At 39.2% G+C, this 21,570-nt stretch carries 18 protein-coding genes; 4 read left to right on the top strand and 14 right to left on the bottom strand.

Features of this window, described 5'->3' with window-relative positions; translation table 11 throughout:
• Window position 1: 1 nt before the first annotated feature.
• The 5 genes from J5J03_RS08485 to J5J03_RS08465 all read right to left on the bottom strand — a co-directional run bounded on the left by J5J03_RS08485 (window position 2) and on the right by J5J03_RS08465 (window position 4,804).
• A complete protein-coding gene (locus tag J5J03_RS08485) occupies window positions 2-889 on the bottom strand; it encodes a carbohydrate ABC transporter permease (protein WP_208588616.1) in 888 nt (295 codons plus the stop codon).
• Window positions 890-959: 70 nt separating this feature from the next.
• On the bottom strand, window positions 960-2,171 hold the full coding sequence (locus J5J03_RS08480) for a sugar ABC transporter substrate-binding protein (protein ID WP_208588614.1): 1,212 nt from the start codon (window positions 2,169-2,171) through the stop codon (window positions 960-962).
• Between the two features lie 86 nt (window positions 2,172-2,257).
• Window positions 2,258-3,247 carry a LacI family DNA-binding transcriptional regulator gene (locus tag J5J03_RS08475; protein ID WP_208588613.1) on the bottom strand — a complete coding sequence of 330 codons (990 nt, stop codon included), beginning with the start codon at window positions 3,245-3,247 and terminating at the stop codon, window positions 2,258-2,260.
• 332 nt (window positions 3,248-3,579) lie between these two features.
• Complete coding sequence (locus J5J03_RS08470; protein WP_231710652.1) at window positions 3,580-4,128, bottom strand: DinB family protein; 549 nt, start codon at window positions 4,126-4,128, stop codon at window positions 3,580-3,582.
• A gap of 25 nt (window positions 4,129-4,153) precedes the next feature.
• The gene (locus J5J03_RS08465; protein ID WP_208588612.1) at window positions 4,154-4,804 is read right to left on the bottom strand and encodes a YdeI/OmpD-associated family protein; all 651 of its coding nucleotides are present in this window, start codon (window positions 4,802-4,804) and stop codon (window positions 4,154-4,156) included.
• A 137-nt stretch (window positions 4,805-4,941) separates the two neighbouring features.
• Between J5J03_RS08465 and J5J03_RS08460 the strand changes: the two genes are divergently transcribed.
• Window positions 4,942-5,112 carry a hypothetical protein gene (locus tag J5J03_RS08460; protein ID WP_208588611.1) on the top strand — a complete coding sequence of 57 codons (171 nt, stop codon included), beginning with the start codon at window positions 4,942-4,944 and terminating at the stop codon, window positions 5,110-5,112.
• A gap of 260 nt (window positions 5,113-5,372) precedes the next feature.
• Here J5J03_RS08460 and J5J03_RS08455 read toward each other — a convergent pair whose 3' ends face one another.
• The 7 genes from J5J03_RS08455 to J5J03_RS08425 all read right to left on the bottom strand — a co-directional run bounded on the left by J5J03_RS08455 (window position 5,373) and on the right by J5J03_RS08425 (window position 16,169).
• Window positions 5,373-6,407, bottom strand: a complete 1,035-nt coding sequence (locus J5J03_RS08455) for a S8 family peptidase (RefSeq protein ID WP_208588610.1) — start codon at window positions 6,405-6,407, stop codon at window positions 5,373-5,375.
• A 96-nt stretch (window positions 6,408-6,503) separates the two neighbouring features.
• Window positions 6,504-6,662, bottom strand: coding sequence for a hypothetical protein (locus J5J03_RS08450; RefSeq protein ID WP_208588608.1), 159 nt, complete (start codon window positions 6,660-6,662; stop codon window positions 6,504-6,506).
• A 233-nt stretch (window positions 6,663-6,895) separates the two neighbouring features.
• Window positions 6,896-8,563 carry a long-chain-fatty-acid--CoA ligase gene (locus tag J5J03_RS08445; RefSeq protein WP_208588607.1) on the bottom strand — a complete coding sequence of 556 codons (1,668 nt, stop codon included), beginning with the start codon at window positions 8,561-8,563 and terminating at the stop codon, window positions 6,896-6,898.
• Window positions 8,564-8,592: 29 nt separating this feature from the next.
• Window positions 8,593-10,365, bottom strand: coding sequence for an acyl-CoA dehydrogenase family protein (locus J5J03_RS08440; RefSeq protein WP_407927825.1), 1,773 nt, complete (start codon window positions 10,363-10,365; stop codon window positions 8,593-8,595).
• A 38-nt stretch (window positions 10,366-10,403) separates the two neighbouring features.
• A complete protein-coding gene (locus J5J03_RS08435; RefSeq protein ID WP_208588603.1) occupies window positions 10,404-11,588 on the bottom strand; it encodes an acetyl-CoA C-acyltransferase in 1,185 nt (394 codons plus the stop codon).
• 20 nt (window positions 11,589-11,608) lie between these two features.
• Window positions 11,609-14,005, bottom strand: a complete 2,397-nt coding sequence (locus tag J5J03_RS08430; RefSeq protein ID WP_208588601.1) for a 3-hydroxyacyl-CoA dehydrogenase/enoyl-CoA hydratase family protein — start codon at window positions 14,003-14,005, stop codon at window positions 11,609-11,611.
• Window positions 14,006-14,027: 22 nt separating this feature from the next.
• The gene (locus J5J03_RS08425) at window positions 14,028-16,169 is read right to left on the bottom strand and encodes a (Fe-S)-binding protein (protein ID WP_208588599.1); all 2,142 of its coding nucleotides are present in this window, start codon (window positions 16,167-16,169) and stop codon (window positions 14,028-14,030) included.
• 162 nt (window positions 16,170-16,331) lie between these two features.
• Here J5J03_RS08425 and J5J03_RS08420 point away from each other — a divergent pair, with 162 nt between their 5' ends.
• Both J5J03_RS08420 and J5J03_RS08415 read left to right on the top strand, forming a co-directional pair.
• Window positions 16,332-17,099, top strand: coding sequence for an electron transfer flavoprotein subunit beta/FixA family protein (locus J5J03_RS08420; RefSeq protein WP_208588597.1), 768 nt, complete (start codon window positions 16,332-16,334; stop codon window positions 17,097-17,099).
• Between the two features lie 15 nt (window positions 17,100-17,114).
• Entirely contained in the window at window positions 17,115-18,089 is a 975-nt protein-coding gene (locus J5J03_RS08415) for an electron transfer flavoprotein subunit alpha/FixB family protein (protein WP_208588595.1), read from the top strand.
• A gap of 15 nt (window positions 18,090-18,104) precedes the next feature.
• Here J5J03_RS08415 and J5J03_RS08410 read toward each other — a convergent pair whose 3' ends face one another.
• Complete coding sequence (locus J5J03_RS08410) at window positions 18,105-19,004, bottom strand: nuclease-related domain-containing protein (RefSeq protein ID WP_208588593.1); 900 nt, start codon at window positions 19,002-19,004, stop codon at window positions 18,105-18,107.
• A gap of 237 nt (window positions 19,005-19,241) precedes the next feature.
• Between J5J03_RS08410 and J5J03_RS08405 the strand changes: the two genes are divergently transcribed.
• A complete protein-coding gene (locus tag J5J03_RS08405; protein ID WP_208588591.1) occupies window positions 19,242-20,339 on the top strand; it encodes a PRK06851 family protein in 1,098 nt (365 codons plus the stop codon).
• A gap of 64 nt (window positions 20,340-20,403) precedes the next feature.
• On the opposite strand, the gene J5J03_RS08400 is transcribed toward J5J03_RS08405, so the two are convergent.
• Window positions 20,404-21,444, bottom strand: a complete 1,041-nt coding sequence (locus J5J03_RS08400; protein WP_208588589.1) for an NAD(P)-dependent alcohol dehydrogenase — start codon at window positions 21,442-21,444, stop codon at window positions 20,404-20,406.
• Window positions 21,445-21,570: the final 126 nt, after the last annotated feature.

Below are 21,570 nucleotides of genomic sequence, written 5' to 3'. Positions count from 1 at the left end.
CTCACAATGTCTGGTCTTTTTTTCTAAATCTGAATTGAATTATCGTCGCTATAATGATAATGATAAACAGTACAAAGGATGCTGCAGCTGCATAACCAAAATCGTTATATTCAAAACCTCTTTGATAGATATATAACGCCATCGAGTTTGTACCATTTAAAGGACCACCTTCCGTCATTACAAACGGTTCTTCGAAAAACTGTAGCCAACCAATTACTGTTGTTACCGTTACAAAAAAAGTGGCAAAGCTCATCGATGGTAATGTTATTTTGAAGAATTTCTGCCAACGATTTGCTCCATCAATATCGGCAGCCTCATAGTACACTCTTGGAATAGATTGTAATGCAGCTAAAAAAATCAGCATGCTTACACCATTACTTTTCCATACCGCTAATATTATTAATGAGAGTTTCGCAACTGTGGGTTCTTCTAACCATGGTATAGACTGAATATTGATAAGCGATAACAAATAATTAAACAGACCATATTCCTGGTTGTATAGAAAGCCCCAAACTACCGCAATTGCTACTATATTCGTTACGGAAGGCATATAATAAATCAATCTAAAAGTGGAAGATAACCACTTTCCTACCATTGATAATAATAAGGCAATAACTAATGAACTAGAAACTGCCAATGGAACACCTATAATCACATAGAAAAACGTATTAAATACCGACTCAAGAAATACTTTATCTTGAAACAATTTAATAAAATTTTCAATGCCAATGAAGTTGATTTTAGACCAATCTGCTAAGCCAATTAAGGTTAGATCAGTAAAACTAATTCCTAATGAGAGAAATATAGGTGCAAAAGAAAATACCATTAGTAACAAAACTGCTGGTCCAATAAAAAATAGTGGCATTAATTTATATTTCCATCTAGCCATCTCTTTTCACCCACCTTTAATGCAATATAGGGTGCAAGCTTATTCAGATGCACCCTATTTAATATGTTTCTTATTCAGACAAAATTTCAGTTACTTTTGTTCGATATTCTTCTAAAGTGGACTCTAAATCTGCTCCACCTCTATATACTTCTTCTAAATAGTTCATTAATTCTTCACTCATTTCTGTGTATTCCGTTATCATCGGTAATACTTCTGTTGACTCAAGCTGTTCACCAAACACACTAAACTTAGGGTCATCTGCTAAAACAGGATCCTCCCAGGCTTCTAAATTAGCTGGTAACTCATTCACTTCTTTATACCACTCTAACTGAGTATCAGCATCAGCTAACCAGTTAATAAAATCTAAGGATTGCTCTACCTTTTCTGAGTTATGGAATACTCCAAAGTGAGAGCCGCCAATCATAGAGCGGTTTGTTTCTTTTTCAGGCATGACACGAACATCCCATTGACCTTCAATTTCAGGCGCACCATCATTAATTGTTTTAATATCCCATGGTCCACTAAAAAACATTGGTTTGGACCCATCACTAAAGGATTGAACTAGTTCTTTACCTTCTTCTAGTTGTGATAAGCCTTCTCCATAAAACGTTTCATACTTTGACATCGCTTCCAAAAATTTTGGATCTTCAAAATTACTTGCACCTTCGTCTACATTGTAGTTCCAACCATGTTGCCAAGCGAGCATATATGGATATTGGGGATCATCTCTAGGAAGATCAATCGCGTACTGATCATCGCCTCGTTCAGCTAATTTTCTAGAAGCATCTACCATATCATCCCATGTTTCTGGCCCTTCTGGATAACCAACATCTGCTAATATATCTGTTCTATAAAACAAGACTCTAGTATCTACGTGAAATGGAACCCCTATCGTTTTTCCATTATATTCGGTTGTACCAATTGCATCTTCATAGAAATTGTCAGGATTGAAATTTTCATATTCACTTACGTAATCTGATAAATCCATAAACATCCCCGCATCAGCGTATTCCGGCACCCCTGTAGTACCTACTTGCACCACATCTGGACCTTCACCTGAGGCAATTGCCGTTAAAAACTTATCTTTTACTTCTCCCCAAGGAATAACTTGTACATCCACAGATACATCATTTTCTTCCTCATAATTTATCACAAAATCTTCCATCGAATTATTCATCGTCCAAACTTTAATAGTGTTTTCATCATCTCCACTTGAACAACCAGCCATTAATAACAGAACTGCAACCATTAAGCTTAAAAATAAAACTACTTTATTTTTCATCTATTTCACCCCTTTTATTATTTTGATCCTGTCAAAGAATAAGAGCTTATTGATGCTTTCCCCACCCCCTTTAGTAAAGTAAAGCATTAAAGCTTTTTAACCGATTCTCTAATGATTAAATCAGTATGCAACTCAAAAATTGGATTCACTTTCTCATTTTTAAGCATTTGAAAGATTAAGTGTGTCGCTGATGCTCCCATTTCATATTTAGGTTGTCTAATAGTAGTTAATTTTGGATTTACATATTTAGCTTCTAAAATATCATCAAAGCCGATAATGGAAATATCATTCGGTATACTAATTCCTCGTTTTTGAAAAGCTTCCATCCCCCCTACAGCCATCTCATCATTGGCAAAAAAAACAGCTGTAGGACCTTGATCTTGGGCAGCTAATATATTTGCAGCGCTTTCTCCACCTTCTCTTGTGAAATTACCTGACACAACCCACTTATTTTGAGGTTCGATGTTGTATGCTTGTAACGCTTCTTGGTATCCAGCAAAGCGCATTTTGTTGTCATATGAATTTGATGGACCACTAACAAAAGCAATGTCAGTATGACCATTTTGGATTAAGTATTCTGTTGCTTTAAATCCACCTCTTTTATTGCTCACCCTTACATGTACTGTCGAATCAATTTCGATTTCTCTATCCAACAATATAATCGGAAAATGATGATGTGCCACATTTTTTAACATTTCATCTGTAATATTATGTGCCAGTACGATACAGCCATCGACGCGATGTTCTGTCAAAAACTTAGCAGCTGTTGAATTCTCACCGCCTATAGCACTACATGCGATTAAATCATACCCATGATCTGTTGCTACATCTTGCACTCCTCTAATCAACTCTGAATAGAAAGGACCTGACAAATCACTTAATATTAAGGCCAATGTTTTAGTAGAATTTCTTTTAAGATCGCTGGCAAATCCATTTTTTCTATAATTAAGCTCTCTAGCTGCTTGTAACACTTTTTCCTTTGTTTCTGGGCTAACTTTTTTTATTCCATTTAAAGCATAAGAAGCGGTCGATACCGCAACATTTGCCTTTTTTGCCACTTCTTTAATGGTTACCATAATATTCACTCCTGCATCCATTTAGTGAAACGTTTCGATTAAAACAGTTAAAAAATAGATGTATTAATTAAACATCCCTTTCATCATTGATTTTCATTTATAGTGAAACGTTTCGATATCATGATTATAATATAAAATGTATTCGTTTTCAATATTTTTTAGACTAATTTAATATGAATTTTTCTTATTTATATTGGGATGCTTTTTCATAGCATTTTTTACATTGGTCCACTAAAAAGAACTGTAGCGCTTTTAACATGATTCCTTCAGCTAATTGTAATGCCAATTCCTAGTATATTCAGCTGGTACGCACAGCGATCTTTTATCGTAGCTTACACATCGTTATAATATTTTTCACATAATAAAAAGTGGTGTTTCTCATGTATACCAAGTAGATCAATACTTTGGATTAAATTGGGATTGTTTGCGAGCGGATCTAGGAAGCGTATATGGCCTGCAACATCATCCGTAATGTTTAAAACTATTTTTTCTAGTTGCTTTGTCTCATTATCGAGTTGTTCTATCAGCCATTGAAAATCAACATCATATTCTATATCTTTTGGTGGAACTAAAATGAAAGGAGCTTTCATCGGCTTTTTATTCTTTTGTTTATATGCTGCATATACGTCAGTGCTATGTACTTTAAATGGTTTGTTTTTTCTTAATGTAGCGATAGGCAGAGATATGGGAACATAACCTTTACTTAGCCTTCGAAACCATTTCATCATCAAGTATAGGTGATAATAGGTTTCTCCCCATGACCACTTATATTGATGCGGCCTCTTCCATTCCTGATTTCGAAAAACAACTAATTCTTCCTTTATTTCTTCTCTTTGCTTGTATATCTTTTGAAAGTGATTCTTCATATGTAGGCTTTTCAAGATATTTTGCCCTCCCAGTCCGAATCTATTTCTTCTTTTGACGAAATAAGTCCACTGATTTATACCCTTGTGATAAAATATCAACCATTTGTGCCTGACGTTTTTCACGTGTTTTTTGCTGTTTAGCAGAAAAAATATAACGGGCCCAATCTCTTTGATAACCTGGCGTTAAATTTTGATAGAATTTAAGTTCATTAGGATAATCACTTAATATTTCCTCAACATCTTTTACGTTATCCTCATAATCAGCTACAGACTGACTAGCTTTTGATGACTTATTCGTATTCTTTTTTTCTCGTTTGATACCGACAACAGTAAATATATCATCCATACTCACCATTCGTGAAAATTTCAAATCACTATTTTCGACATATCCATCTTCTCCAACTTTTAATGATGGAAAGATATCATCTCTGTGAATATAGGTATCATACCGTTTGTTCCCTTTCTTCGGATAGGCAAAAAATAAGTATCCTTTTTCAACTAAGGCTTCCTCTTTGATTATCCGTTGAGTATGGCTTGTCATTTCATCAATTGTCTCTACAAAAATGAAAATAGCATCATGGTCTCCTGTTAATTCTGTTTGATAGTCATCAAATAGATCATAATCACTAGGTTGGTTAAGAACAGCGATATTTTTATATTTAGTAAGATTTAGTTTATTGATAATAGTCATCGTAGTCTCCCTTTTATCATTGAATTAGCCAGAACCTTTTTAACCCATTTTTTTGCTCATGACTTCTGAAAGAACTAGCCGTTATTTTTATTTTACCATATCCTAACTGCATGAAAATCCTTTAACAAGGCACTTCTGTGAAAAAAACACCTAATATTGCATTTGCTATCATCGTAGAAAGTACGCTTTACACCACCAATGTGCTAAAAGAATTTAATCTTGATAAGCTATGGTTAAGTCAGGCGTTAAACTGGTTAGGAATTAAGGAGATAGAGAAAGTATTTTTTACCTTTCAATCAAAATCGTGAGTTATGTATTTCTCTATACATGAAAAGAATGTGATGATTCCACCGATTAGACTTTAAAACTTAATGTAACGCTTGTTTAACTGCCTAGTCTATACGAAAGCTTATAACGACACACAAACTGGATTTGAACCCCGAAATAGATAATTAATCGCCAAATTCTGTACGTTCCGAGTTAGAAATAAGCTAGACACATAGAAGCTGTCTTATAAGTTAGCTCCGTGTACTATATGAAACTAACCTTATGAGACAGCTTCTTACATTTAAACTTCTGCATCTGAGATAACAAAGCCACCGCCTGCTGTTCTATTGTTTTTAGCTTTTATCGATGTTTGTTTCTCTTTTGGATACTCTGAATTCCCGATATTTAATGAATCGTTACTTAAAGTAATCAATCCATTCCCTTCCACTCTTTTACTATACCCTAATGGGGACGTTGATTTTATAAGTTGAGCATACACTTCTGGTTCCGTTAATGTTCTGTCCAACTCCTGTTCCATTTGCTCAATTAGAATCGCTGCAGCTCCGGAAACATGTGGGGTTGCCATCGATGTTCCCGACAGCCTCGCATACTTTCCATTCAAATAGGTGGACATCACATCAACACCAGGCGCCACTAGATCGACCTCACTATTAGTATTCGTAAATTCAGCCATATTGCCCTCCTTATCTACAGCTCCTACTTGCACTACTTCTTTATAATAACCGGGGTAAATTCGTTCTGTTGTTCGTGCATTTCCATCTCCTTCATTTCCAGCAGCACAAACAACTAAAATATCATCAGCCACAGCTCTTCGAATTGCTTGATGAAGCCCTGGTACATCCCATTTGGCGCCAAAGGACATGGAAATTACTCGCACTTTTTCCCCATTTCTCCCACGCCATTTTATAGCATGTTGAATCGCCTGTATAATGCCATTAAAGTCTCCAGAACCTTTGCCATCAAATGCTTTTAATATTAATAATTTTGCTTCAGGAGCTACTCCGACTACACCTCGATCATTGAGCACAGCCGCAATCGTTCCAGCAACATGTGTACCATGTCCATTTAGATCGGAAAAATTGCGTGGATTGCTATAATTTTCAGTAGTAAAATTTCTCCCATCAATGATTCGGTTGCTTAAATCAGGATGATGTCGATCACACCCTGTATCAACTACAGCAACAACAACGTCGCTACCTTTATATCCTTCTTCCCACTTTTTAGGTGCTTGCATCATTTCAATACCAGCAGGAATTTCACTCGTGTCGTCAATCTGTTGTTCCATTTTATATGGAATTAAACGTACTCGTGCCATACTTCTCCTCCTTGCAACATACATTTATTACTAGTAAATTCAACAAGAAGGAAAAGTGTACTAGACGTTTATCATGTTCGTTTTGATTATCTTAAATTAAGCAATTTTTCTCTCATCATCGTCCTCATTCAACTTATTTAAATGTTGTCTTTTCACATCCCAGTAGTAAATCCGAGGTAGACCTGATAACAACCAATATTCATGCAATAATGTCGAGCTAGCAAACCATATCATCGTCCAGTCTAATTGTCTCAAAAGAATCACTCCCTTCGTAACTAATTTTATGGCGAAGGGAAGTTGTCTAAGAACGTGTTCATTCGAAGGATACCATTTTAGTACCAAATTGATAATTTTCCGTTTGATTTTGGTACTAAAAACAACTTTAAGTACCATTTTTACTTGTTCGCATTCTATTTTGGTACTTAATCAGCTTTTTGTTTATGTGTATCCGTTTACAATTTATTAGGCGTTACATATTAAAAAATATATTATTTTTCATTCTCTTCTTCAACTAAGAGTCTGCGTAAGGTCTTTCCGATTAATGATTTTGGGAGACTTTCGCGAAATTCGTATATTCGCGGTATTTTGTATGCGGCAAGCCTTTCTCGACAGAACGTCTCCAGTTCTTTTTCGTCTGTTGTTGCACCTTTTTTTAAGACAATATAAGCCTTCACCGTTTCTCCACGGTATTCATCTGGCACTCCTACCGCAGCTGCATCCATTATTGCTGGATGTTCAAACAAAACCTCCTCCACTTCTCGAGGATAAATGTTAAATCCGCCGGCAATGATGAGGTCTTTTTTGCGATCGACAATGTAAAAGAAGCCATCATCATCCATCTTTGCCATATCACCTGTATAAAGCCATCCGTTCTTTAAGGTGTTACTCGTTTCCTCCGGTCGTTCCCAGTAGCCTTTCATAACCTGTGGCCCTTGAACGATCAGTTCACCCACTTCACCGTTTTCAACTTCTTCACCAGTCTCCGGGTCGACAACCTTGGCGATCGTATCTGGAAAAGGAATACCAATCGAACCAAGCTTACGTTTTTCCCATATGTTATTTGCATGGGTAACTGGAGAAGCTTCGGTTAAACCGTATCCTTCAATTAACTTACCTCTAGTTATCCTCTCGAACGTTTCCTGGACCTCGCCCGGCAATGGGGCTGCACCACTAATACATACATTAATGGACGACAGATCAAAGTTTTTTATTTTGGGGTGATTAATTAATGACATATACATCGTTGGCGCTCCTGGAAAAGTAGTCGGCTTCTGCTTATTGATGAGCTTCAACGTCATGTCTACATCAAACTTAGGGAGAAGCAGGAGTGTGCCCCCTAATCTGATCGACAGATTCATGAGCGTGGTCATCCCAAATACATGAAAAAATGGGAGTGTCGCTAAGTATCGTTCTTTCTTCTCCTCACTACGATATACCCAAGCTTTTGTCTGTAAAGTATTGGCGACAAGGTTATAGTGAGTAAGCATGACACCTTTGGACACACCTGTTGTACCACCTGTGTACTGAAGCAGAGCCAAATCTTCTTCTGCATCTATTTTAATGTTAATGGGGTTAGTCGATGCAATGGATAGAAGTTTCTTAAACGAATGTGTATGCTGATCATAGCTGACCTCCATTGACAATCCATCTTTATTTGCTTTTATCGGGTACAGTATATTTTTCGGAAATGGCAAGTATTCCTTAAATGAGGTGAAAATGGTATGTCTTACTTCTACTTTCGGCAACACGTTTTTGACACGCCTAAATAAATGATCCAAGGCGATAAGAACTGTCGCTCCAGAATCATTCAGCTGGTGCTCCAACTCTCTCTCCACATAAAGCGGATTGGTTTGAACGACAATCGCGCCAATCATTAATGCTCCGTAGTAAGCGATGACGGATTGAGGACAATTCGGGAGCATAATTGCTACCCGATCGCCCTTTTCAACCCCTAATTCTTTTAAAACATTGCTAAACTGGTATGTTTCCTTTAATAACCGCTCATAGCTGATCTTTTTTCCATAGAAAAACAAGGCTGTATGTTGAGGATGTTTTTCTGCTGTATCTATCAAGAATTGAGCCAAATTTTGCTTTGGATATTCGTATGACGGTGCGACTTCTTTGGGGTAATACGCTAACCATACTTTTTCAGACATATCCAACTCTCCTTTTTGGCTATGGCATGTTAAACGACATACTTCTCAGCTGAAATGACACGCTCTGCAATTTGTCTTTTCAATGCAACAGTATTGACAGGCGTTCGACGAGCGAGCTTTTTTAATACAGATAGCTGCGCTTGGAGCATATCACCTGACTCTATCGCAGCTAACGCATCCTTAGCAAAAGACTCTATTCTTTCAAACGATTCGTGAACAAATACTTGTGTCATCACGATCGCATTTGCCACTTTCTCTTCACCTTCGTTCGCGATCAACTTCTTCGTTCTAAGTAACGCACTTTCAGCTGCGTACACTTGAATCATGATATCTGCTAAATGACTAAGAATTTCTTGTTCTTTTTCAAGCTCTTGCTGGTATTTTTGTACAGCTAGACCGCCAATCATGAGGAAGATTTTCTTCGCCATTTTAATCATGTATTGTTCTTGTTCTAAGAGCCCTTCAAACGTCCGTTGTGGCATAAACGTAAGTAATTCTTCTTGTAACTTTTGAGCTTTCTGCATCAGAGGAAGTTCGCCTTTCATTGCTCGCTTAATCAAGGTACCCGGGATTAATAAACGGTTGATTTCATTTGTTCCTTCAAAAATTCGATTGATGCGTGAGTCACGATAGATGCGCTCAATTCTGTATTCCTTGATAAATCCATAGCCACCGTGAATTTGAACTCCTTCATCAGCAATAAAATCTAATGTCTCAGATCCAAATGCTTTATTGATTGAGCACTCTAATGCATACTCAGCAATCGCTTTGGCAGAAGCCACCCCTGCATCAAAACTGTTGAAATCAATATCCTTCATACTCGAATCTATTAATCCAGCTGTTCGGTAGACCATACTATCAAGAACGTAGGCCCCTATATTCATTTCTGCTAATTTTTTACGAATCAGAGGAAAAGATGAAATGGGTTGCTTAAATTGAACTCTTTCATTCGCATAGGCCGATGCTAGTTCAATCGTATCTTTCGAGGAACCAAGACAACCCGCTGCAAGCTTAAATCGACCAATATTCAAAATGTTAAAGGCGATAAGATGTCCTTTTCCAACCTCCCATAACAGATTCTCTACAGGAACCTTCACATCTTCCAAAATTAGCGGACATGTGGAGGAGCCTTTAATCCCCATTTTCTGTTCTTCTGGTCCAATACTGACTCCTGTCATTGTTCTCTCTACAATAAATGTACTAAAATCTGTTCCATTTACTTTGGCATAAACAATGAAAATATCAGCAAATGCTGCATTCGTAATAAATTGCTTTGTTCCATTTAAGATAAAGTGCTTACCATCCTCCGATAATGTGGCAGTTGTTTTGGCACCGAGAGCATCTGATCCAGAAGATGGTTCTGTCAGGCAATAGGCTGCAATTTTTTCACCGATAGCTAATGAAGGCAGGTATTTTTTCTTTTGCTCTTCTGTTCCAAAGTAAACGATTGGCAAAGTACCAATACCGACGTGTGCACCAAGGGATAGACCAAAAGATGATGCCTTAGATAATCGTTCACTGATTAATGTCGAGCTTACTTTATCTAGACCAAGGCCTTCATATTGTTCTGGCACATCTGCACTAAGGAGTCCCAATTCTCCGGCCTTTTGTAGGAGTTTTACGGTAAGATCGTAATTTAAGCTTTCAATCGCTTCATCCTGTGGCAGAATTTCTCCTTCAATAAAATCCTTTGTTGTTTCAGCAATCATACGCTGCTCTTGTGTAAAATCTTCAGGTGTGATTACCGAGTTATAATCGATATCGTCAATAATAAAACTTCCACCAACTATTTTTTCCTCCATCATTGTGTTCCCCTTTCTATCATGGTGCTGGTATTATTTTAGCTAGGATGCACTTCAAACACGCTAGCTGCACCCATACCTCCGCCGATACACATCGAAACGACTCCATACCCACCGCCTCGCCGTTTCAACTCATAAAGTAATGTGGAGGTTAACTTGGCTCCAGTACATCCGAGAGGGTGGCCAAGTGCAATCGCTCCTCCATTCACGTTTACTTTCTCCTCATCAATATTCAATTCGTGAATAACTGGCAGGCATTGTGCTGCAAATGCTTCGTTTATTTCAAAAAGTTTGATATCATCCTGGCTAACTCCCGCCATATCAAGGGCTTTTGGAATCGCCTTGATCGGACCAACCCCCATAATCTCAGGTTCAACGCCAGCCACTGCAAAGGATTTAAAGGTAGCTAATGGTTTTAAGCCAAGTGATTCCGCCTTCTCTTTACTCATCACAACACACGCTGCGGCACCATCGCTCATTTGCGACGAATTTCCTGCAGTTACAGTCCCTCCCAGCTTGAATGCAGGCTTTAATCCTGCCAATACGTCTACACTTGTATCCGCACGAACCCCTTCGTCTGTGTCGACAACGCTTTGTTCTTTCCAAGGATTCCCGTTCTCATCAACACCCGTACGCACTGTTTGCACCTGGACAATTTCTTCTTTAAACTTTCCTGCTTGCATAGCAGCTGCTGCTTTCTGATGGCTCATTACGGCAAAGTGATCCTGATCGTTTCGTGAAACATCAAATCGTTCTGCTACTTCTTCAGCCGTAAAGCCCATCCCCATATAGATTTCAGGCATTTCATCGACAATTTGTGGATGCGGGGACATCTTAAACCCTGACATCGGAACATGACTCATACTTTCTACTCCTCCGCCGATAACAACATCTGCGTGGCCGAGCATGACACGCTCGGCGGCAAAGGCAATCGACTGCAAGCCCGATGAGCAAAAACGATTGATTGTAATCGCTGGAGTGGTAGCCGGAAAACCAGCATAAAGAGAGAGAATTCTTGCGACATTTAATCCTTGCTCCCCTTCAGGCATAGCACAGCCTATAATGATATCCTCCACATCCTCTTTCTTTAATCCGTGAGCCCGTTCCATGACTGCATTTAAAACCGTACTTCCTAAGTCCTCTATCCGTGTTTGTGCAAATCCGCCTTTCTTTGCCTTTCCCACCGGTGTACGTACAATCGATACAATCACTGCTTCTCTCACAAAGTCACCTCATTTCTAGTTTAATTACGTAATGGTTTGCCTTTGCTTAACATATACTGCATGCGCTGCCTAGTTTTTGGCTCACCACACAAGCTTAAGAAAGCTTCCCGTTCGAGATCGAGCATATATTGCTCACTCACTTGTGTCCTTGCAGGAACATCTCCTCCAGCTAATACGTGAGCCAGCTTATTGGCAATTAATTGGTCATGGTCACTAATGTAACCCGCCAACTTCATTTGATAAGCACCTAGCTTCAACAACGCCTTCCCTTCGCTTCCGACTACACGAATGTCTTCTTTTGGCTTTGGTGTATAGTCTTGCTCAACTAACCGCAGTGCAGCTTGCTTTGCTTCGTAAATTAAATGATCTTGATGAACAACAACAGTATCCTGATCACGCAAATAACCGAGTTTTTTTGCATCTAGTGCACTTGTCGATACTTTTGCCATGCCGATCGTTTCAAATATTTGGTTGACATATGGTTGTAAATCAGCCTCTGGATTCGTAACGGAGTTGCTAAGACGACCGATCATTTCCTTACACCCACCGCCTGCTGGTATTAAGCCAACACCAACCTCGACTAATCCGTAGTACGTTTCTGCCGAGGCGACAACTTGATCGGCTGGCAGACAAACCTCAACACCTCCACCCAAGGTCATCCGATGTGGAGCTGCAATGACAGGCTTTTCAAACTGCTTTAAGTGATACATTGTATTTTGAAACTGGCGGATAATATGGTCGACTTCATCCCATTCCTCATCCTGCGCTTCCATTAAAAGCATCATTAAGTTGGCACCAACACAGAAATTCCGTCCTTGATTGGCGATGACGAGTCCATCGTAATTGCTACGGACTTCTTTGATGCTTTCTTCAATCATCATTAAAATATCCGCACCTATCGCATTGTTAGGGGAATGAAATTCAAGACAGGCTATTCCATCACCAATGTCAATCAGGCTAGCTCCGCTATTAGCTTTTACAACCTTATTTTGCTCTTTAAGTGTACGTAGTGAAATCACTTCAGGCTTTGGCTCTATTTGCTTATAGACACTATCTGATGCGAAAAACGTGGTACCTTCTTGCTTTTTATAAAAGGATTTGTTTCCGGCTTTAATCCAATTTTTGACCCATAGTGGAACACTCTCTCCTTCTTTTTCCATCCGCTTTACGGATCTTTCTAATCCAATCGCATCCCATGTTTCAAATGGGCCAAGGTCCCAATTAAAGCCCCATTTCATTGCTTGATCAATTTCCAGAATCGAATCCGCAATTTCTCCGACTTTTTCCGCGGAATAAAGGAGTACTTTTTTGAGCGAATTCCAAGCTAGTGCCGAGTAACGATCCTGCGTGCTTAGAAGCGCTTTTAGCTTTTGCTTTGTTCCTTTAGCCATTTTTGCCGCTTCCAAAGATGCCCCACCAGTTTTCTTTTGCGGCTCATATTCCATCGTCTGCACGTTAAGGGAGAGAATCTCCTTTTTATTTTCGTTCTTCACTTTTTTATAAAAGCCCTGCCCCGTTTTCTCACCAACCCATCCTTTTTCAACCATCTTTCGTAAAATCTCCGGCACCTTGAACACTTTCTTCTCTTCCTCATCGATCAATTTATCGTACATATTGTTAGCAATATGTACAAACGTATCAAGTCCCACTAAGTCCAATGTTCGAAATGTCGCACTTTTCGGACGCCCGATTGCCGGTCCTGTACATGCGTCCATTTCTTCAACTGTATAGCCTTTATCAAGCATTTCGTTAAGTGTGATATGCAGACTGTACGCTCCGATTCGATTAGCGATAAAGTTTGGCGTATCCTTCGCAACCACGACACCTTTACCGAGCTTTTTCTCACAAAAATGATTCATCCTATCTATGATCTCGGTTCGTGTTTGCTTGCCTGGAATAATTTCTAATAGTTTCATATAACGAGGCGGATTGAAAAAATGTGTGCCTAGAAAATGTTCTTTAAATGCATCGCTACGACCATCAACCATTGCATTGATGGAAAGGCCTGACGTATTAGAGCTGACAATGGTTCCCTTCTCCCATACTTTTTCAACACGTTCGAAAAGCTGCTTCTTAATGTCTAGATTTTCGACAATCACTTCCACAACCCAATCAACTTCTTTTATTCGCTCCAAATCATCCTCCAAATTGCCAGGAGTTATAAACGACGCCAAGTCCTCAACATACAGTGGGGCTGGCTTTGTTTTCTTCAGTCTCTTAATTGCATTTACAGCTAAACGGTTACGGACTTCTTTACTATTTAAACTCAGTCCTTTGCTTTTTTCATCTTCTGTTAATTGATCAGGGACAATATCGAGCAAAAGACAAGGGATACCTACGTTTGCTAAATGGGCTGCGATGCTTGCTCCCATCACGCCCGAACCGATTACAGCTGCACGTCGAATTTGTCTTTCCATACTATTAACCTCCTGTTCTATGTCATCCTGTAAGTTTGCTAGAGCTAGACTCGCCAAATACCGCTTGCTCTAAAATTTCGGCAATATCCTTTGCCTTCACATCGTCCTCTACTTCAATTGCTTTCGTGCCATCATCTAGCATCGTGAGACAATACGGACAGGCACTACTAATCACTGTTGGATGTACATCAAGTGCCTGCTCTGTACGAGCGAGATTTACCCGCTTTCCGGCGGTTTCCTCCATCCACATCAACCCTCCTCCTGCACCACAGCACATGCCATTCTCACGGTTACGATCCATCTCAACTAATTCGACACCTTTAATCGAACGGAGGATATCCCGAGGCTGTTCATAAACATTGTTATAGCGTCCTAGATAACAGGAATCGTGATACGTAATCCGTTCATCCATTTCATACGTTGGTGTTAATCGACCGTCTTTCACTAGCTGATTGAGAAGCTCCGTATGATGAAGGACCTCAACCCCGTCTAAACCAAACTCCGGGTATTCATTTTTTAGCGTATTAAAGGTATGTGGACAGGCTGTAACGATTTTTTTCACGTTGTATTTCTTTAATGTTGCGATGTTTTCCATGCACAACTCTTGGAAAAGTAATTCATTACCCATTCGTCTCGGCGTATCACCGGAATTTTTCTCTTCATTGCCAAGAATTGCAAAGTTGACACCTGCTTCATTTAGCAATCTTACAAAAGCACGGGACACTTTGCGACTGCGATTATCGTAAGATCCCATGGAGCCGACAAAATAAAGAGTATCAAAATCAGGATTTTCCTTTACTGTCGGAACCGGAATCCCGTCAATGTCTTCCACCCATTTCGCACGATCTTTGCGATTGATTCCCCACGGATTCCCTTGGCGCTCAATGTTTTGCATCGCACGCTGACCTTCATGAGGTACACTGCCTTCCATGAGCAGCAAATGCCGGCGTAAGTCAACGATTTTATCCACATGTTCATTCCCGACTGGACATTGATCCTCGCAGTTCCGACATGTCGTACATGCCCAAATCTCCTCCTCGGTCATCACATTGCCAACAAGATTTAGCTCTTCTACATTTTTATCACTTGTCGACCACATCTGTTGCTGAAGTGTCATCGTCGGTTGAATCGTCGTCCCTTGCCCCCACTCGACCTGCTCTCTATCAACATCTTGAATACTGTGTATACCATAATTAGACTGCGGTACCCAAGGTGATTTCGATGTGATCGCTGCACCTTTTTCAGTAAGGTGGTCTCTTAACTTTACAATAAGATGCATCGGCGAAAGCACCTTGCCCGTATTGGAAGCTGGACAAGCATCCGTACAGCGCCCACATTCAACACAGGAATAGAAATCGAGCATTTGTTGTTGTGTGAAATCTTCTACTTTTCCAACACCGAATGATTCGGCATTTTCATCTTCTAGGTCAAGGCTTCTCAATTGACCAACCGGATCGGTTCGTCTTAAAAAAATGTTAATCGGAGCAACCATCAGATGAAAATGCTTCGACTGCGGAACATACACTAAAAACGCTAGCAAAATCAACAAATGCGCCCACCAAAACGAGTAAAAAAGAACATGTGCTGTGATCTCTCCAACCGTTGTAAAAGCCACTGCGATCAGAGAAGAAAGCGGAGCATACCAAGAAAAGGCGAGATCATGAATGACCCTCTCCATTCCAAGCGTCAATAATACCGAGAACATTAAAGAAAAAATAAAATAAATAACGATGCTCGGCTTCTTTCCTCTTTTTAATCGAGGTAGCTTCTCCCCATAACGACGATAGGCAGCATAGCCAACTGCAAGTATAACGAGAAGGACCGTTACTTCCTGAAAGAGGTTAAAGACGTGATAGCCTGGAATCGGAAGCCTATCTACCCCAAGGCCCTTGACAATGATATCCAAGGCACCAAATTGTAAGATGATAAAGCCATAAAAAATAATGACATGCATGATCCCACTTTTTTTGTGCTTCAATAATTTCGATTGACCAAATACTTGCGAGACAAACGTTCTCAAGCGTTCATCCAAATTCTTTTCGATTTCCACCTGCTTTCCTAGATTAATATATAAATAGCGACGATAAACGACTTTCCCAAATAAATATAAGCCGTAACTAGTTACTAAGAGAAATGCTAGAAATTGAATCCATTGCCAAGCCACAATGATCGCTCCCTTCCTGATTCTTAGTAGGTTTACAGAAGCTTTTGGGCCACCTTTTTCCTTTTAAGAAACACACATGAAAATGTAAAGGTTCTCATATTATGGATATGAACGTGATTATTAGAAAATGCTTACCATTTATGTTGGAAAGGAGAATGATAAATGGAGATCTATGTCATTCTGAAGCAGACCTTCGACACCGAGGAAAAAATTATTATTGAAGATGACAATGTTTCCGAAGATGGCGTGCAATATGTCATCAATCCATATGATGAATATGCCGTAGAAGAAGCGATCCAAAAACGAGAGGAAGTTGGAGGAAACGTTTATGTTATTGCTGTAGGTCCAGAACGGACATCCGAAGCCCTCCGCACAGCATTGGCAATGGGAGCCGATGAAGCCGTATTAATATCCGATGAAAGAATTGGTTCAGATGAAAACATCATCTCAAAGGTATTAGCTTCATACTTAAGCAGCCAAAAGGTTGATTTGATTCTCGGCGGCTATTTTTCAGTCGATAACGGTGCTGGTCAAGTCGCGATTCGATTAGCACAGCTCTTAGACATTCCGCATGTCGGATCGATTACCAAGCTCAATATTAATGATGACAAAGCAACAGCAGATCGAGATGCAGAAGGCGACCTTGAACAAATTGAAGTCATACTTCCTGCAGTTTTCACTGCACAACAAGGGTTAAATGAACTACGTTATCCAAGCCTCCCAGGAATTATGAAAGCCAAAAGAAAACCGCTTCAACAATTAACAATAGATGATCTCGATATAGAGGAGAGCGAGCTAACCCCGAAAACAGCTAGAACAGCCCTTTCTCTTCCTCCTCAAAAAGAAGCAGGGCAAATTCTTAAGGGCGAGACTATCGAGCAAGTGAAAGTACTTGTTGAAAAACTGCGACAAGATGCAAAAGTATTATAATAAGGAGGTATTCTTATGAGTAAAACCATTCTAGTCGTTGCTGAACACCGCGGGGGAGCATTGCGACAAGTCACCTATGAAGCAATACAAGCAGCAACATTGTCCTCAACAGAAAACGACCAGCTCCATGTCGCCGTGATCGGTCATCCATTAGATAGCTTAACAGAGTCCCTTTCTAGTATTGGTGCGGAGAAAATTCATCTTATTGATCACCCAGATTTACAGCAATATAATCCTGAAGCATATCTTGCTGCTGTAATGCAAGTGATTGATGCCTCTAATCCAGACGGAATCATTTTGGGACATACCGCTATTGGTCGTGATCTAGCACCAATGATTTCAGCAAAGATCGATGCCGGACAAATTTCGGATGTCACAAACATCGAAAACATCGACGATCAAGTTGTATTTACCCGACCAATCTATGCTGGAAAAGCATTTGAAAAGAAAGTTTTTCAAAGCTCCCCATGGGTTGTCACCATTAGACCAAATAATATTCCAGGAGCTGATTCAAGCGGAGGTAAAGCAGAAATTGAACATTTCGAATATGCTAAACCAGCTTCTTTACGAACCGTTATCAAAGACGTAGTACGAAATACATCTGGAAAAGTCGATTTATCAGAAGCAAAAATTGTTGTATCAGGCGGGCGCGGAGTCAAAAGTGCGGACGGTTTTAAACCTCTACAAGAGCTAGCTGATGTCCTCGGCGGAGCAGTCGGTGCCTCTAGAGGTGCTTGCGATGCTGATTACTGTGACTATTCACTGCAAATCGGGCAAACCGGTAAGGTTGTTACACCAGAAGTCTACATTGCATGCGGTATTAGCGGTGCGATTCAGCATGTAGCTGGCATGAGTCAGTCAAAGGTTATTGTTGCCATTAACAAAGATCCCGAAGCACCAATTTTCAACATCGCTGATTATGGAATCGTTGGCGACCTTTTTGAAGTTGTGCCATTACTTACAGAGGAATTTCAAAAGGTTTTAGGTTAAAAATGTGTCTAGGTGTCATTCAAAAAAGTGACACCTATGTTCACCTTTTTTCTCGTAGTATTGTTGTAATATTCGAAAGATTCTTCTTCTCGATATCATCCTACCACCCCAATCATAAATGGAGGTTGAAGTTATTTTTCTTTCAGGGAACAAAAACTGAAACTCACTACAGATAAGCATAATAGCTTCACTCCCCTTTTCAAAATGACCACATAAACGACATTCGATGCCTTGTTTTTGCGGATATGTTGCCATTTCACCACAGTGATAACATGGAATTCCTTTTTCTAATTGATCATATTGATAGGATGGAAACGGATTAAATGGAGAATTTTCGATGTGATTTGCTACAAGCTTTTCTGCAGCTTCTTTTTCTTGCGAAGTAATGTTCGTGGTAATAGGAAAATGCTTGATGAAGCGATTCATTTGTGTTGGTAAAATAATCTGCTTGTCTAAAGGAGCTTGAAAGACGGAACAATCGGGGTTCACAAATATTAAGTAGGAAAACAAGGGGAGTTTTATTTCTAGCGACTGTAGTAAGCGCCGTAATATGGAATGGGCTCGATCACGTTGAACTAGCGGATTATCGATTTCCACTTGGTTCAACATAAATAAACTATCATCGTCCCAATAGTATTCACCGATGAAGTTTTTTATTTCAAATAAGAAAATCTTGCCGTTTTTCAATAAAATTGTATCGATTTGACAATATTTATTATGGTGAATCAATACATCTCTTAATATGATATGCTCTCCTGCTAATTTATCTAAATAAGTATCAAACATAACCTCCCCTTCAAAACCTTTTGCTACACTTCGATGCCGTTTCTTTTCTTCCTCACTTAATTGTTTGCGTTTAGATAATAGTTCATAAGCGATTAATTCGACAGGCTTTTTCCTTTGCTTTGCTATCATGAAATACCTCCTATTCTTACATATTATAACATGTTTCATGATGAGTATTTAAGTACCATTTTAATCAGATAATTTTTATTTTTGGTACTTAATTGTCTTTTTAGTACCATTTTGACTTCATGCGTGTGAATTTTGGTACTTAATTTTTCTACTTTACTGTCGCACCTCCAAAGTGTCAGATAGTCTCACGATTGCATAGGCTAATGTGTAAATCTTTTTTACAAAGGGGTGGTGATTTTGCCGGGAAAAGTGATTAATTACTATGCTGGTGGTAACACAGCAAAAGGATTTTATGACCTGTTTGAGTCTAATATGCAAGAGTTAGAAACTATATATCTATTAAAAGGTGGACCTGGTACAGGAAAATCGACAATGATTAAAAAGCTAGCAGACACGTGGGTACAGCAGGGTTATAATGTTGAGCAAATTCATTGTTCAGCAGATAATGATTCGTTAGACGGCCTTATTATCCCCGCACTTCAATTCGGAATTTTTGATGCAACTGCTCCACATGTTTTAGAGCCAAAGGCCCCCGGTGCAATTGAACAGTATGTTAATCTCGAAATTGCTTGGGATAAAACAAAGCTAAAGGAAAATAAAGATGAAATTGCTGAGCTGCAAACTAAAATAAGTACAGCATTTCAGTCTGCTTATGACTGTTTTGCGGAGGGACTTCACATTCACGATTACTTAGAGGAAATATATATTAATGAGATGAATTTTGACAAAGCTAATCAAGTCACTGACGAATTAATTCAAAAGATTTTGCTTGATAAAACAAGTATTCACGGAAATGGTATCGTGCGACATCGCTTTTTCGGTGCCTCTACCCCAGAAGGTGTGGTTGATTTTATTCCCTCCATTACCGAAGAGTTGACGAAACGTTATTTTATAAAAGGGCGAGCTGGTACGGGGAAATCAACACTACTAAAAAAAATTGCCACTAATGCGGAGGAAAGTGGCTTTGACGTTGAAATGTATCACTGTGGATTTGATCCGGAAAGTATCGATATGGTTGTTATCCGAGAGCTAGGTGTCTGTGTATTTGATAGTACTGATCCACATGAATATTTTCCTGAGCGTCAAGGGGATGAAATCGTGGACTTATACGAGCAAACAATCACTCCTGGTACAGACGAAAAGTATGAATCAGATATTACTTATTACACCAAAAGCTACAAGCAACGAATGAAAGACGGGATCACTTATTTAAAGGAAGCTAAAGCCTTACATGATAAGTTAGAAGCTATTTATATCGATGCGGTTGATTTTGCAGTAATTGATGAAATTTATTTGACTATTTACAATGAACTTGAAAGATTGGCGAGAGGTTGATAATAGATAAAACAGCAGGGATCTTAACCAAGATCCCTGCTTTAAATATGTTCTTTAAAACAACTCACATGGTACTAATATCGATCACAAATCGATACTTCACATCTGAAGCTAATACTCGTTCATAAGCTTCGTCAATATGATCGGCTGAAATTATTTCAATTTTAGGTGCAATGTTATGTTCAGCACAGAAATTCAGCATTTCTTGTGTTTCACCTATGCCTCCAATCATGGAACCTGCAAATGAACGACGATGACCAATAAGAGAAAACACATTTACTCCCAACGGTTCTGCAGGTGCACCAACGTTTACAAGAGTACCATCTAAGGTTAAAAGAGAAAGGTAAGCATTCATATCGATTTTGGCACTTACCGTGTTTATGATCAGGTCAAACGTACCTGCAAGTTTCTCAAACGTTTCTTGATCTCTTGTAGCATAGTATTCTTTTGCACCAAATTGTAAGCCGTCTTCTCTTTTATTCAATGTTTGTGACAACACTGTTACTTCAGCACCCATGGCATGTGCAATCTTAACTGCCATATGACCAAGACCGCCCATTCCAACAACTGCTACCTTCTTACCTGGACCAGCATTCCAATGATTTAATGGAGAATAAGTTGTAATACCTGCACAAAGTAATGGTGCTGCAACATCAAGCCCGATATTATCTGGAATTTTAACGACAAAGTCCTCTGTTACAACAATATGTGTAGAATAACCTCCTTGAGTTGGCTCTCCATATTTATCAACACCTGCGTAGGTAGGAACATTTCCTGTTAAACAATATTGTTCCTCTCCTTTACGGCAATTCTCACATTCACCACAGGAGTCAACCATACATCCTACACCTACACGATCTCCAATACTATATTTTGTTACTTCTGGTCCAACAGCTGTAACAACACCTGCAATCTCATGGCCAGGTACAAGAGGATAATTTACTTCGCCCCATTCGCCATGTGCAGTATGGATGTCCGAATGACATATACCTGCATATTTAATTTCAATCTGAACGTCATACGAATCAAGATCTCGTCGTTGAATTTCTGCTACTCGGAAAGGTTTGTCTGGACCGTCGACAGCTCGTGCTTTAGCAGTTAGCATTAATAAAACCTCCTGTAATTTTACTTTTTAAAAAGAGATGACTCGTTTATCTCTTTAAAACTATAATAATCCCTAGAGTTAACTCTAGATCAAGTGATTAACTTTATATTTTTTCATAGATCTCTC

It is taken from the genome of Gracilibacillus suaedae (assembly GCF_017599345.1).
GTDB classification, from domain to species: domain Bacteria; phylum Bacillota; class Bacilli; order Bacillales; family Amphibacillaceae; genus Gracilibacillus; species Gracilibacillus suaedae.
The sequence above is the reverse complement of the archived record's forward strand: the minus strand, read 5'-3'. Positions and strand labels throughout refer to the sequence as shown.

What these genes read in the sequence shown, in the direction of transcription:
- J5J03_RS08410 (WP_208588593.1), bottom strand. Translation starts at nt 19,004, where the DNA reads ATGATAGCAAAGCAAAGGAAAAAGCCTGTCGAATTAATCGCTTATGAA.
- J5J03_RS08415 (WP_208588595.1), top strand. Translation starts at nt 17,115, where the DNA reads ATGAGTAAAACCATTCTAGTCGTTGCTGAACACCGCGGGGGAGCATTG.
- J5J03_RS08400 (WP_208588589.1), bottom strand. Translation starts at nt 21,444, where the DNA reads ATGCTAACTGCTAAAGCACGAGCTGTCGACGGTCCAGACAAACCTTTC.
- J5J03_RS08420 (WP_208588597.1), top strand. Translation starts at nt 16,332, where the DNA reads ATGGAGATCTATGTCATTCTGAAGCAGACCTTCGACACCGAGGAAAAA.
- J5J03_RS08465 (WP_208588612.1), bottom strand. Translation starts at nt 4,804, where the DNA reads ATGACTATTATCAATAAACTAAATCTTACTAAATATAAAAATATCGCT.
- J5J03_RS08440 (WP_407927825.1), bottom strand. Translation starts at nt 10,365, where the DNA reads ATGGAGGAAAAAATAGTTGGTGGAAGTTTTATTATTGACGATATCGAT.
- J5J03_RS08485 (WP_208588616.1), bottom strand. Translation starts at nt 889, where the DNA reads ATGGCTAGATGGAAATATAAATTAATGCCACTATTTTTTATTGGACCA.
- J5J03_RS08455 (WP_208588610.1), bottom strand. Translation starts at nt 6,407, where the DNA reads ATGGCACGAGTACGTTTAATTCCATATAAAATGGAACAACAGATTGAC.
- J5J03_RS08445 (WP_208588607.1), bottom strand. Translation starts at nt 8,563, where the DNA reads ATGTCTGAAAAAGTATGGTTAGCGTATTACCCCAAAGAAGTCGCACCG.
- J5J03_RS08475 (WP_208588613.1), bottom strand. Translation starts at nt 3,247, where the DNA reads ATGGTAACCATTAAAGAAGTGGCAAAAAAGGCAAATGTTGCGGTATCG.
- J5J03_RS08480 (WP_208588614.1), bottom strand. Translation starts at nt 2,171, where the DNA reads ATGAAAAATAAAGTAGTTTTATTTTTAAGCTTAATGGTTGCAGTTCTG.
- J5J03_RS08430 (WP_208588601.1), bottom strand. Translation starts at nt 14,005, where the DNA reads ATGGAAAGACAAATTCGACGTGCAGCTGTAATCGGTTCGGGCGTGATG.